This is a genomic window from Pseudochrobactrum albidum (assembly GCF_051851455.1).
In the GTDB taxonomy this organism is placed as follows: domain Bacteria; phylum Pseudomonadota; class Alphaproteobacteria; order Rhizobiales; family Rhizobiaceae; genus Pseudochrobactrum.
This window is the reverse complement of the sequence record NZ_JBPVTR010000023.1, coordinates 61,612-75,461: the sequence shown is the minus strand read 5'-3', so window position 1 is coordinate 75,461 and position 13,850 is coordinate 61,612. Positions and strand designations below refer to the sequence as shown.

Here is a 13,850-nt window from a genome sequence, read left to right as displayed (position 1 = left end):
GAAGCAACACATTATTCAAGGCTTAATGTGCCTGCTGGCTGACAAGTTTAATTCCTAATCCGATAAATACCATACCAGTTACGCGATTAAACCAGCTGCCCAATGCAAAAAAACGTTTGCGCACCGGTTCAAAGGTAAAAAACAGAGAAACAACAGCAAACCAGCCAAGCACAATAACAGTCATCAGCAGACCGTAAATAACCTGAATAAGTGCCGGTGTTTCATGGCTGACAAGTGATGAAAACAAAGAGAGAAAGAACAAAACCGCTTTCGGGTTCAGCGCATTGGTGATGAAGCCCATTGTATAACAGCGTTTTGCTGAAATTGCCGTTGTATGAATATTGGCTGATATGGCCGCTTCTGCTTCACCGGTTTGCAGGGCTTGTTCTGCATCGGCAGCTTTGAGCGGTTTTTCACGCAGGGCTTTTACACCCAAATAAAACAGATAGGCTGCACCAGCCCATTTGATCAATGAAAATAAAAACAGCGACTGGGAAACAATCAGGCCAATACCCAGAATTGTATAGGAAATATGGAACATCAGCGAAGTGCCAATGCCCAGACTGGTGATAAAGGCTGCACGGCGTCCATGCACAATGCTCTGACGCACGATCAATGCAAAATCAGCACCGGGCGCTATGAGCAGGATCACGAATACTGCCATAAGACCGGCAAACTCGATCACATACTGCATGAGAGGCTCCGCGATATTATGAAAAGAAAGAGCCCTGAGGCCCGAAAAGAATAGAGCAGAAAAGAGCGCCGCCATAAGGCAGCGCTTTTCTTCTGTTGTTTACAGGTCGAGAACCAGACGTTCCGGATCTTCCAGGCTTTCCTTCACGCGTACGAGGAAGGTTACCGCCTCTTTACCGTCAACAATGCGGTGATCATAGGACAGAGCCAGATACATCATCGGGCGGATAACAATCTGACCGCCAACAACAACCGGACGCTCCTGAATCTTGTGCATGCCGAGAATACCCGATTGCGGCGCATTCAGAATCGGCGAAGACATCAGCGAGCCGTAAACACCGCCATTAGAGATGGTGAAAGTGCCGCCCTGCATATCCGCCATGGAAAGCTGTCCGTCACGGGCAGCGCGCCCCAGACGGCCGATTTCCTTTTCAATCTCGGCAATTGACATCTGGTCGGCATCACGCACGACAGGAACCACAAGCCCCTTGTCTGTACCAACGGCAACGCCGACATGGGCAAAATTCTTGTAAATGATGTCAGTACCGTCAATTTCAGCATTAACAGCAGGAATTTCTTTCAGGGCATGGGTGACAGCTTTGGTGAAGAAACCCATGAAACCGAGCTTGACGCCATGTTTCTTCTCAAAAATATCCTTGTAACGCTTACGCAGATCCATCACCGCGCTCATATCCACTTCATTGTAAGTGGTCAGCATGGCGGCGGTGTTTTGTGCATCTTTCAGGCGGCGGGCAATGGTTTGCCGCAGACGGGTCATTTTCACGCGTTCTTCACGGGATGCATCATCGCCGGAAGAAGCCGGACGAGCTGCCGGCGCGGGTGCGGCTGATGCAGGAGCCGTACCTTTGGCAAGGGCAGCCAGCACATCACCCTTGAGAACCTGACCACGCTTGCCAGAGCCTTCAACCTGATCATTATTCAGGCCGGCTTCTGCAAGAAGTTTAGCCGCAGCAGGTGCTGCCGGCATGGAGGAGCTAGCCGCAGGCGCTGCAACAGGGGCTGCAGCTTTTGGTGCTTCAGCCGGTGCGGCAGGAGCGGCCGGTGCAGGCGTTGCAGCGGCGCCTGCAGCATCAATCTGGCCGAGCAGGGCATCAAGGCCGACATTGTCGCCTTCCTGAGCGGCAATTTCGGTAAGAACGCCGGAAACAGGTGATGGAACTTCAATGGAAACCTTGTCGGTTTCCAGTTCAACCAATGGTTCGTCAGCGGCAACAGTGTCGCCGACTTTTTTGAGCCATTTGCCGATGGTTGCCTCTGTGACGGATTCCCCGAGGGTGGGAACGCGGATTTCGGTGGCCATGGTTTTATCTTCCCTGGGTCTTTAATCTTGTCAGATGGAACGGCGCTGATACGCAGTTAATTTCATTTATCCTAGCCGTTAATATTTTATATTTCCGGCGTAAATTTTAAGGTTGGTGTGCCCTGCCTTTTCAGCAGGGCACAGAATTGGAACTTCAGGAACCGAGTGCATCTTCAAGGAAAGCTGCAAGCTGTTCAAGATGCTTGGACATCAGCCCTGTTGCTGGCGATGCGGCAGCCGGACGGCCAGCATAGCGGGCGCGCGGATATTTTGCATCAATATGTGCCAGAACCCATTCCAGATAAGGCTCAATGAACGACCATGCGCCCATATTTTTAGGCTCTTCCTGACACCATACCATTTCCGCACCACGGAAACGGGACAATTCATTGATCAGTGCCTTGGCCGGGAACGGATAGAGCTGTTCCACACGCAATAGATAAATATCATCAATACCGCGTTTTTCACGCTCTTCGTAAAGATCGTAATAGACTTTACCCGAGCACAGGACAACGCGGCGGATCTTGGCATCTTTCTGCAGCTTGATCGGCTGATCTTTCAGATATTGCGCATCATCCCACAACAGGCGGTGGAATGTGCTGTCTCCTGACAGTTCGTTTAGTGATGAAACGGCACGTTTGTGACGCAGCAGGGATTTTGGCGTCATCATGATCAGCGGCTTGCGGAAGTCACGTTTCATCTGACGGCGCAGAATGTGGAAATAATTTGCCGGTGTGGTGACATTGGCCACTTGCATATTATCTTCCGCACAAAGCTGCAGATAACGCTCCAGACGCGCCGATGAATGTTCAGGACCCTGACCTTCAAAACCGTGCGGCAGCAGGCAAACCAGACCGGACATGCGCAACCATTTACGCTCACCCGATGAGATGAACTGGTCAAACACAACCTGCGCACCATTGGCAAAATCACCAAACTGGGCTTCCCACATCACAAGCGCGCGCGGATCGGACAGCGAATAGCCATATTCATAGCCAAGTACAGCTTCTTCCGAGAGCATCGAATTGATGGCTTCGTAAATTGCCTGTCCTTTTTGCAGATTATTCAGCGGGATATAGCGGCTCTGATTTTCCTGATCATACAAAACCGTATGACGCTGCGAGAAGGTGCCGCGCTCCACATCCTGACCGGACAGGCGGATTGGGTGACCTTCCAGGGCGAGAGAGCCGAAAGCCAGTGATTCAGCCGTTGCCCAGTCAATACCCTCACCACTGTCGATCATTTTGGCACGGTTATCAAGGAAACGCTGAATGGTGCGGTGAACATTAAAACCAGCCGGAACTTCAGTGAGTTTCTTACCGATTTCCTTGAGGGTTTTTAACGGCACACCGGTTTTACCGCGGCGCTGTTCATCAGCATTATCTGCCGTGCGCAAGCCTGACCATGCACCATCCAGCCAGTCAGCCTTGTTTGGCTTGTAATTCTGTCCGGCTTCAAATTCCTTTTCCAGCTTATCACGCCAGTCGGCTTTCATCCGGTCAATATCAGCCTGTGTCAGAAGGCCTTCTGCAATCAGTTTTTCCCCGTAAATCTGAACGGTGGTTTTGTGCTTGCGGATTTCCTTATACATCAAAGGCTGGGTGAATGCAGGCTCATCGCCCTCATTATGGCCAAAGCGGCGGTAGCAGAACATGTCTACAACAACCGGTTTGTGGAAGGTCTGACGGAATTCAGTTGCGACTTTCGCCGCAAAAACCACCGCTTCCGGATCATCGCCATTGACGTGGAAAATCGGCGCTTCAATCATCTTGGCAACATCGGAAGGATAAGGCGACGAGCGTGAGAAGGCCGGATTGGTGGTAAAGCCGATCTGGTTATTGATGATGAAATGAACCGTACCGGCAACGCGGTGGCCGCGCAGACCGGAAAGCCCCAGACATTCCGCCACAACGCCCTGACCGGCAAAAGCCGCATCACCGTGAAGCAGCAATGGCAGCACCTTGGCACGTTCGGAAAGCGGCACTATCTCATCACGGGTGCGGCCGGCAAGAAGATCCTGCTTGGCGCGCGCCTTACCCATGACAACAGGGTTGACAATTTCCAGATGAGAAGGGTTTGCTGTCAGCGACAGATGCACTTCATTACCGTCGAATTCACGGTCAGACGAAGCGCCGAGGTGATATTTAACATCGCCTGAACCCTCCACATCATCGGGTGCGTAAGAACCGCCTTTAAATTCGTGGAAAATAGCGCGATGCGGCTTGCCCATAACCTGAGAAAGCACATTGAGACGGCCGCGATGCGCCATGCCCAGAATGATTTCCTTGACACCCATGGAGCCGCCGCGCTTGACGATCTGTTCCAGCGCCGGAATTAGCGATTCCCCGCCATCAAGGCCGAAGCGTTTGGTACCTTTATATTTTACGTCAATAAACTGTTCAAAGCCCTCCGCCTCAATCAGTTTGGACATAATGGCTTTTTTGCCTTCTGGTGTGAAAGCAATGCTTTTATTGGCTCCTTCAATGCGCTCCTGAATCCAGGCCTTTTCTGCCGGATCGGAAATATGCATGAATTCAACACCTAGTGTTGAACAATAAGTGCGCTTGAGAATATCAAGCATTTCGCGCACGGTTGCATATTCAAGGCCGAGCACATTATCGAGAAAGATCTTGCGGTCATAATCAGCCGGTGTGAAACCATAGGTTTCCGGTGCCAGCTCATTATAATCATTTGGTTTTTCAGAAAGGCCAAGCGGATCAAGATTGGCATGCAAATGGCCGCGCATACGATAGGCGCGGATCATCATAATCGCGCGCACGCTGTCGCGGGCTGCCTGTGTGATCTCGGCTTCTGACAGGGCTGGCGCTGCGCCGGCCTTGCTGCTTTTGCCTTTCAGCTTGTCGGTGATGTGTTTTTCAACTTCTGCCCAGTTTCCGTCGAGAGCCGATGTGAGCTCATCATTTGGTGTTACAGGCCAGTTGCTTTTTTCCCAGGATGCGCCACGGGCGTTTTCAATTACATCCTGCCGGTTATCACCGAGATTTGCAAAAAAATCGCGCCATTCTGCATTCACCGAATTCGGATCGGTTTCATATGCAGCATAGAGTTCCTCAATATAGTCGGCATTGCCGCCATAGAGAAACGAGGTCAGGGCGAAAACGTCATTGGCTTCTTCTTGCCGTGCCATTGTCCTTGCCGGAGTATCCACTCCGTCTCCTTATACCGGCCATACCGGAAGATTTCCGGTCCCGTTTTAAGTTACTGGTCTGTTGCTCTTGTCAGACGCTGCGCTTTGCAGCTGTTTTTCTGACAAAAACGGGCATAAGTTTATTTCAAAGTGCCCGGTTCGGGGCATGGGCTACGAACCGGGCTTTTTAGAGGCAGGGTGTTTTATGCGCCTGCCTTGTCATTTTCAGTCCGGACAAACTGCCCTGTGATCATGTTCTCAAAGGGCAAATTACCCTTTGAGAACATCCACAAGTGTCTTGCCGAGCTGTGCAGGTGACGGAGAAACGCGAATACCGGCTTCTTCCATTGCTGCAATCTTGTCTTCAGCGCCGCCCTTGCCGCCGGAGATAACCGCGCCGGCATGCCCCATGGTGCGGCCTTCCGGTGCGGTGCGGCCGGCAATAAAGCCAACCATTGGCTTTTTACGGCCGCGCTTGGCTTCATCTTTCAGGAACTGGGCTGCATCTTCTTCAGCCGAGCCGCCGATCTCACCGATCATAACGATCGACTTGGTTTCATCATCGGCCAGGAACATTTCCAAAACGTCAATGAATTCGGTGCCTTTGACAGGGTCGCCGCCAATACCCACAGCGGTGGTTTGGCCAAGTCCTTCATTGGAGGTCTGGAACACAGCTTCATAGGTCAATGTGCCGGAGCGCGAAACAACGCCGACCGAACCTTTTTTGAAGATATTGCCCGGCATAATGCCGATCTTGCATTCTTCAGGGGTCAGGATACCCGGGCAGTTCGGGCCGAGCAAACGTGATTTGGAACGCTCCAGACGTTCTTTCACGCGCACCATATCCATTACCGGAATACCTTCGGTGATGCAGACGATAAAGCCGATTTCCGCTTCAATAGCTTCAATAATCGCATCAGCGGCACCTGCCGGCGGCACATAGATCACAGATGCATTGGCACCGGTGCGCTCTTTACCTTCAGCCACGGTTGAGAAGATCGGCAGGGTTTCGCCTTTGGCGCCTTGCCAGGTTTCGCCGCCCTTTTTAGGGTGGATACCGCCAACCATCTGGGTGCCGTAATAGCCAAGTGCCTGCTCAGTGTGGAAAGTACCTGTCTTGCCGGTCAGACCCTGAACGAGAATCTTGGTGTCCTTGTTTACAAGAATGGACATGGATCAATTTCCCTTCACTGCTGCGACGATTTTCTGCGCCGCATCGTCGAGATCGTCAGCCGAAATAACATTCAGGCCGCTCTCGTTGATGATTTTCTTGCCAAGCTCAACATTGGTGCCTTCCAGACGAACCACCAGCGGAACTTTAAGGCCGACTTCCTTAACGGCGGCAATCACACCTTCAGCAATCACATCACATTTCATGATGCCGCCGAAAATATTGACCAGAATACCTTCAACAGCCGGATCAGCAGTGATGATCTTGAAAGCAGCCGTTACTTTTTCCTTGGAAGCGCCGCCGCCGACATCGAGGAAGTTGGCAGGCTCCGCGCCATAAAGCTTGATAATATCCATGGTTGCCATGGCAAGGCCGGCACCATTGACCATGCAGCCGATATTGCCATCAAGGGCAACATAAGCCAGATCATGCTTGGAAGCTTCGATTTCTTTCTCGTCTTCTTCCGTTGTATCGCGCAGTTCCACAATATCTGGATGACGGAACAGAGCATTGCCATCAAACGATACTTTGGCATCCAGCACGCGCAGGCGGCCATTGGTCATGACGATCAGCGGGTTAATTTCGAGAAGGCTCATATCCTTCTCGGTGAATGCCTTATAGAGGATCGGGAAGAGTTTGAGACCATCCTCACGGGCTTCGCCTTCAAGCTTCAGCGCATCGGCAAGCTTGGCAGCATCCTCATCGGTCACACCCTTGGCAGGATCAATGGCCAGGGTTACGATTTTTTCCGGTGTTTCTTCCGCAACCGCTTCAATATCCATACCGCCTTCGGTGGAAACAACAAAAGCCGGACGGCCAACAGTGCGGTCAATCAGAATTGAGAGATAAAGCTCGCGCTCAATATCTGCACCATCTTCGATGTAAAGACGGTTGACCTGCTTGCCGGCAGGGCCGGTCTGCTTGGTTACCAGCGTGTTGCCGAGCATTTCTTTAACATTAGCAACAACTTCCTCAATGGATTTGGCAAGGCGCACACCGCCCTTGGCATCTTCCGGCAGTTCTTTAAACTTACCCTTACCACGGCCGCCGGCATGGATCTGGCTTTTGACCACATAAAGCGGACCTGGCAGGGTCTTTGCCCATTCTTCAGCCTGTTCAGCGGAGTAAACAGCCACGCCATTGGCAATCGGTGCGCCGTAGGAGTGGAGCAGGCGCTTGGCCTGATATTCATGAATATTCATCTGGTTGTCCTTTGTTAAGGCGCCCTGAAACCTGTGTTTGCAACTTGTGTTGATAAACAGGCTCCGTGATTTTTATATGAAGTTCAGAGACCAGTTCGGGGCCACTTTGGGAAAAAGTGCCCCGAATGATCCGGAATTCTTTGTTGTGGCAGCTTATTTCAGATTAGGCGCAATGGCGATGCAGGCATCGCAAAGCCCCTTGACAGCAGCAACAGACTTCTCAAATGCGGCCTGTTCGTTCTTATCGAGCTGGATTTCGATAACCTGTTCAACACCGTTTGCACCAATAATGGTCGGCACGCCGACATACATGTCTTTTACGCCATATTGGCCGCTCAGATGCGCTGCAACAGGCAGAACGCGGCGCTTATCCTTAAGATAGGATTCAGCCATTAAAATTGCGGAAGAGGCGGGCGCATAATAAGCCGAGCCGGTTTTAAGAAGACCGACAATTTCTGCACCGCCGTCACGAGTGCGCTGAATGATCTGGTCGAGCTTTTCCTGTGTGGTCCAGCCCATTTTGACCAGATCTGGCAGAGGAATACCGGCAACGGTTGAGTAGCGGCTGGAAGGAACCATGGTATCGCCGTGGCCGCCAAGAACGAAAGCAGTGACATCTTCAACCGAGACATTGAATTCTTCGGCGAGGAAATAGCGGAAACGTGCGCTATCCAGCACACCGGCCATACCAACAACCTTGTTGGCCGGCAGACCGGAGAATTTCTGCAATGCCCAGACCATGGCATCCAGAGGATTGGTGATGCAGATCACGAAAGCATCCGGCGCATATTTGGCAATACCGGCACCGACCTGCTCCATAACCTTGAGGTTGATGCCCAGAAGGTCATCACGGCTCATGCCAGGTTTGCGTGGTACACCGGCGGTGACGATGACAACATCTGCGCCTTCAATGGCCGCATAATCATTGGCACCGGTCAGTTTCGCATCAAAACCGTCAACCGGTGATGATTCTGCGATATCGAGACCCTTGCCTTGCGGGATACCTTCGGCGATATCGAACAACACAATGTCGCCGAGCTCTTTAAGGCCGGCCAGATGGGCGAGTGTTCCGCCGATCATGCCTGAACCGATGAGGGCAATTTTATTGCGAGCCATGCTGGTTTCTTCCCTGATCTAAAATCTATTTAAAACAGCCAGACCCCTGTTCAGATTTTCCGTTCGGCTTATCCGCAGAGGCCATTACGCTGTATGGTCGATATTCCCGTTTTCAAAATAACTCAACTAATAAATTTGTATTTAAAGATTTCAATCGTTTAGCTAAATAAGTTCTTACGTAAACGTAAATCAATTTTGACAAAAACCTCCGTACTTACCCTTTCGCTGTGGCAAAAGAGAGCAGGAATTCAAGCTGGTTTTTATCCCTGCCATTGTATGATCTGTTCTGTTTTTTCAGGCAGTTTTGGTTTGTTGCAAGGCGGGTTTGTGCCTTATCTCTTTGTTTTTATGCGTATCTTGGTTTGAAAACAGGGCGAGCCTCCGGGGAGGCCGGCTTGTTTTCAGGCTCAGTGACAGGTGAAATACAGGGTTACAGCTTATATTAGACAGCAAATGATTCTTTTTTCGCAAAAATCCTTAAATCAGAATCGTCACGATATTGTGACGACGGCCTGACAGGCGCTAAAAGCGATTTTTTCAAATTCGGGTAATATTTTCCGGCTCAGGCAATGTTTTTCTGGCGCGGATCGCCATTTTCAAATGTTTCCAGATATTCTGCACTCTGCATCTCAAACAGGCGCGAGGCAGTGCGGTCAAATTCAAAGGCTTCGGTGCCGCTTGGCGCGCTATAGAGCTTGTCCGGAGTGGCTGCGGCAGAAATCACAACGCGGGCATGGTGATCATAAAGCGTATCTACAAGCAGGATGAAGCGTTTGGCTTCATTGCGTCTTGAAAGTTCCAGCACCGGAACATGGTCAATAAACATGGTACGAAACCGCGCCATGATGGCCAGATAATCGGCGGCAGCAAGCGGCCTAGCGCAAAGTTCATCAAAGGTAACACGTACCGAATCCCCCGATGTGCGGTTTAAATGAATGCTGCGGCCTTTTACCCTGATTGTTTCTTCCCTCTCATGCCCTTTTGTAAGATCATGCCATGCCGCATCCATTTTTGCATCACTGTCAGCGCCGAGCGGTGTGAGATAGACCGGCTGACGATCGAGCTTTTCAAGGCGGTAATCAGTGCGTGAATCCAGATTGATCACTTCAACACGCGCTTTGAGAATACTGACAAAAGGCAGGAATAATTGCCGGTTCAATCCGTTTGGATAGAGATTATCCGGCGCCACATTGGAGGTGGCCACCAATACCACACCGCGCTCAAATAATGCGGAAAACAACCGCGACAAGATCATCGCATCGGCAATATCGGTTACGGTAAATTCATCAAAACACAGGATCCAGGCTTGTTTTTCCAGAGCATCGGCCACAGGCGGGATAGGATCTTCAATTTTTGTTTTGCCGTTTTTAAAGGCCTGACGATGGGCATGGATGCGCTCATGCACATCGGCCATGAAATCATTGAAATGGGCGCGGCGTTTGCGCTCAACCGGCAAAAGCTCAAAGAACATATCCATCAGCATGGTTTTGCCGCGGCCGACCTCACCATGAATGTAAAGGCCTTTAACCGGTTCTGCAGCCTGTTTTGATTTGCCAAATAACCAGCCAAGGGCGCTGGATTTGCGGGTAAGGCGTTTGGTACAAATAGCTTCAATCAGGCTGTCAAAGCGTTTTGCCAGAAGTCTTTGCTGGGGATCGGCCTCAATATCGCCGGAGGCAGCCAGAGAATCATACCGTTCAGACAGGCTGGGATAGGCTTTAAGTGCTTTATCGAAAGACATTTAAACCTCTGACATAGGAAAAGCTGCGGAATGTTCCGCAGCTTTTCTTCAAATAGAGTTACAGCCTCTTAACGTGACAGGCTGATTGGCTGGCCGCCTGAAGTCTGACCATCGAAACGGCCGTCGGCGGATGAATAGAGCGAGGCAATTGTGCCGCCATTGGCATCATAAAGCACCAGCTGCTTGCCGTTAACCGCCCATGAGGACAGGTTGGCAAGTTCACCCGGGCAACGCAGCGGACCTGCCCTGTAACCCTGACCAAATTTGGTCTGCGGCGTTGCCACTTTACAATTCTGACCAGCAAGGCTTGCACTCCATACACCGGCAACCTTGCCCGGTGTCAGATCAACCGATGATGAAGGCGGCAGGCTGGCAACCTGTGTGCCCGTGTTCATATCACCGGGATTTGCCGGATATTGTGCTGCATTCACATCATTGAGTGTGGCGGATTGCACCGCGGTGGTTGGTGCAGGGCGCAAGGGTGCGGCGCGCGCGGGGCGTTGCGCATTCGGGGGAGTGTTGCCGGCCATTGTATCAAAGCGCGAACTCTGGCAGCCGGCGAGAATGGTGGCAGCTGCAAGTCCGAGCAGGCCAATCTTAGAAACTCCCATACCCATCTCCTTAGGTCGTGTATTTAATACGGAATCACGGCGGCAATCCCGCATAAGGTGAATCTTAAAGCACAATATGGCGCAGCTTAGACCATTTTGTATTCAAAAGGAATCATTGAGCAAAAAGCAAACAGGCAGAATATGTGATTTTTCTGACTATTCAGATTAAAAATTCCGGCTGTCTGTGCAATTTGCGCATATTCTATATAAAAGGATTAACATATTTTATATTCCGGCCAAGGCATGATCTGCAATTGCTGCGTAAATTTTATTATATTAAAAATTTATCATATTATTGTGCTAAAGGCTGTGCCCTGTGCCCTGTGCCCTGGGCTTGGCATGCGCAATTAATGTGTTGTGCCTTTTTGAAATATGAGCGCAAATACTGGCAATTTTGCTCAAGTTCCGCCATATAATATATTTTAAGCCTTTAAACCTGTTGCGAGCCGGTTTAAGGCAATTTTTGTGGATGCTGTCTTGTTTTTCACGCATCCGGACTGAAATTTGGCTTTGTTGCGCTGCAGACAGGCAAAATGCCTTCTGGCGGAACAGGTTTGAAAATCGTGAAACTTATGTCGGTATCTATGTCAGCCAATGCAGCTTTTGCCAAGATGAACGGCCTTGGCAACCAAATTATTGTTGCGGATATGCGCGGCCGGTCTGACCGGATTACGCCGCAAGCTGCACTTGCGCTTAATGCTGATGCGCAAACCGGTTTTGACCAGATTATGGCAATTCATGACCCCGAAACCGCCGATACGGATTATTATATCCGCATCATCAATTGCGATGGCAGTGAAGCGCAGGCCTGTGGCAACGGAACACGCTGTGTGGTGCAGGCTCTGGCTATGCAAACAGGCAAAACAAAATTTATCTTTGAGACCGCAGCCGGTTTGCTGCAGGCTGAAGAACTGCCGGATGGGTTGATTTGCGTGGATATGGGCAAACCGCGTTTTGACTGGCGGGATATACCGCTGGCAGAAGAGTTTGCTGATACGCGGATGATCGAATTGCGCATGGAAGCAGGTTTGAGCGCGGATATTGCGCAGTCACTCCATTCCCCCTCTGTGGTCTCTATGGGCAATCCCCATGCGATTTTCTGGGTGGAGCAGGATGTCTGGTCCTATGCGTTGGATAAATCGGGCCCCTTGCTGGAAAATCATCCGGTTTTTCCGGAAAAAGCCAATATTTCTATCGCACAATTAAGTGGTGAGAATGAATTGACCATCCGCACATGGGAGCGTGGTGCGGGCTTGACGCGCGCCTGCGGCTCGGCGGCCTGCGCGAGTGCGGTTTGTGCCGCACGAACACATCGTACAGGGCGACATGTCCGTGTGATTGTTCCGGGCGGGGTTTTGCAGATTGACTGGCGTGAGGATGATCATGTTTTGATGACAGGGCCTGCGGAATGGGAGTTTTCAGGGCGGTTTGATCCGGCAACAGGTCTCTGGACAAAAGACATAATAGCAGAAGGTGCCTGAGAATGGCGGTTGAGGTTGTAACATTTGGCTGCCGGCTGAACACTTATGAATCTGAAGTGATGAAACGCGAGGCAGATGAAGCCGGCCTTGGCACGCTTAAAGACGGTGCGATTATTTTCAACACCTGCGCAGTCACTGCGGAAGCGGTGCGTCAGGCACGTCAGGCAATCCGCAAGGCACGCCGTGAAAATCCGCAAGCGCGCATTATCGTCACCGGTTGTGCCGCACAAACCGGTGCAGATGATTTTGCGGCAATGGATGAGGTTGACCTTGTTCTTGGCAATGAAGAAAAGCTGAAAGCCAATTCTTACCGCATGCTGCCGGATTTTGGTGTCAACCAGTTTGAAAAAGTGCGCGTTAACGACATTATGGAAGTGCGTGAAACCGCCAGCCATATGGTGGATGCCATTGAAGGGCGCGCCCGCGCCTTTGTGCAGGTGCAAAATGGTTGTGATCACCGTTGCACATTTTGCATTATTCCCTATGGTCGCGGCAATTCCCGCTCAGTGCCGATGGGCGGTGTGGTTGAGCAGGTCAAACGCTTGGTGGATAACGGCTATGCGGAAGTGGTGCTGACCGGCGTGGATATGACCTCTTACGGGCCTGATCTGCCAGGCAATTTACGCCTTGGCAAACTGGTTAAAACCGTTCTCAATCAGGTGCCGGATTTGCAGCGTTTGCGCCTTTCCTCCATTGATTCGATTGAAGCCGATGAGGATTTGATGGATGCGCTGGCCACACAAAGCCGCCTGATGCCGCATTTGCATCTCTCCTTGCAATCGGGGGATAATATGATTTTAAAACGCATGAAGCGCCGTCATTTGCGTGATGATTCCATCCGGTTTTGTGAAACTGTGCGCGCATTGCGCCCCGATATTGTTTTTGGCGCGGATATTATTGCCGGTTTTCCCACCGAAACAGAAGAAATGTTTGAAAACTCCATTCGCATTGTTGAAGAATGCGGGCTGACACATTTGCATGTGTTTCCCTATAGCCCGCGTGAAGGCACGCCTGCCGCCCGTATGCCGCAATTGCGCCGTGAGGTTATTAAAGAGCGGGCGGCGCGTCTGCGTGCAGCCGGTGATGCGGCTTATCGCCTGCATCTGGATAAACTCAAGGGCACCGTGCAGAATATTCTGATAGAAAGAGACGGGCTTGGCCGAACGGAAGGTTTTACCCTGGCAGGACTGGATACGGATAAGCTGACAGCAGGGCAGATTGTCAGAGCCAGAATCTCCGGCCATGATAAGGACAAGCTGCTTGCGGCTGCCGGTCATATCTAAGGCTGTTTTGGAACCGGTAAAGCACCTAAAAAGAATAAACAGGTGTAAAAAATATAAAGACAGAGCATTTTTTCTGATTGCGG

Annotated in this window: 10 protein-coding genes; 2 read left to right on the top strand and 8 right to left on the bottom strand. The window is 51.0% G+C overall.

From position 1 onward, the window contains the following. Positions 1-22 precede the first annotated feature (22 nt). The 8 genes from ACSTTO_RS09455 to ACSTTO_RS09420 all read right to left on the bottom strand — a co-directional run bounded on the left by ACSTTO_RS09455 (position 23) and on the right by ACSTTO_RS09420 (position 11,003). Positions 23-694, bottom strand: a complete 672-nt coding sequence (locus ACSTTO_RS09455; protein WP_439272942.1) for a LysE family translocator — start codon at positions 692-694, stop codon at positions 23-25. 99 nt (positions 695-793) lie between these two features. Continuing rightward, complete coding sequence (gene odhB / locus ACSTTO_RS09450) at positions 794-2,014, bottom strand: 2-oxoglutarate dehydrogenase complex dihydrolipoyllysine-residue succinyltransferase (RefSeq protein ID WP_439272941.1); 1,221 nt, start codon at positions 2,012-2,014, stop codon at positions 794-796. A gap of 154 nt (positions 2,015-2,168) precedes the next feature. Then, entirely contained in the window at positions 2,169-5,162 is a 2,994-nt protein-coding gene (locus ACSTTO_RS09445) for a 2-oxoglutarate dehydrogenase E1 component (protein WP_439272940.1), read from the bottom strand. Between the two features lie 270 nt (positions 5,163-5,432). Further along, the gene (sucD, locus tag ACSTTO_RS09440) at positions 5,433-6,335 is read right to left on the bottom strand and encodes a succinate--CoA ligase subunit alpha (RefSeq protein WP_439272939.1); all 903 of its coding nucleotides are present in this window, start codon (positions 6,333-6,335) and stop codon (positions 5,433-5,435) included. 3 nt (positions 6,336-6,338) lie between these two features. Continuing rightward, complete coding sequence (sucC, locus tag ACSTTO_RS09435; protein ID WP_439272938.1) at positions 6,339-7,535, bottom strand: ADP-forming succinate--CoA ligase subunit beta; 1,197 nt, start codon at positions 7,533-7,535, stop codon at positions 6,339-6,341. 153 nt (positions 7,536-7,688) lie between these two features. Then, complete coding sequence (gene mdh / locus ACSTTO_RS09430; protein ID WP_439272937.1) at positions 7,689-8,651, bottom strand: malate dehydrogenase; 963 nt, start codon at positions 8,649-8,651, stop codon at positions 7,689-7,691. A 562-nt stretch (positions 8,652-9,213) separates the two neighbouring features. Continuing rightward, positions 9,214-10,392, bottom strand: coding sequence for a cell division protein ZapE (gene zapE, locus ACSTTO_RS09425; protein WP_439272936.1), 1,179 nt, complete (start codon positions 10,390-10,392; stop codon positions 9,214-9,216). Positions 10,393-10,460: 68 nt separating this feature from the next. Then, entirely contained in the window at positions 10,461-11,003 is a 543-nt protein-coding gene (locus ACSTTO_RS09420) for a protease inhibitor Inh/omp19 family protein (RefSeq protein ID WP_439272935.1), read from the bottom strand. A 584-nt stretch (positions 11,004-11,587) separates the two neighbouring features. On the opposite strand from ACSTTO_RS09420, the gene dapF reads away from it, so the two are divergent. Next, complete coding sequence (dapF, locus tag ACSTTO_RS09415; protein WP_439273254.1) at positions 11,588-12,484, top strand: diaminopimelate epimerase; 897 nt, start codon at positions 11,588-11,590, stop codon at positions 12,482-12,484. 2 nt (positions 12,485-12,486) lie between these two features. Next, on the top strand, positions 12,487-13,767 hold the full coding sequence (mtaB, locus tag ACSTTO_RS09410; RefSeq protein WP_439272934.1) for a tRNA (N(6)-L-threonylcarbamoyladenosine(37)-C(2))-methylthiotransferase MtaB: 1,281 nt from the start codon (positions 12,487-12,489) through the stop codon (positions 13,765-13,767). The last annotated feature ends 83 nt before the right edge of the window (positions 13,768-13,850 follow it).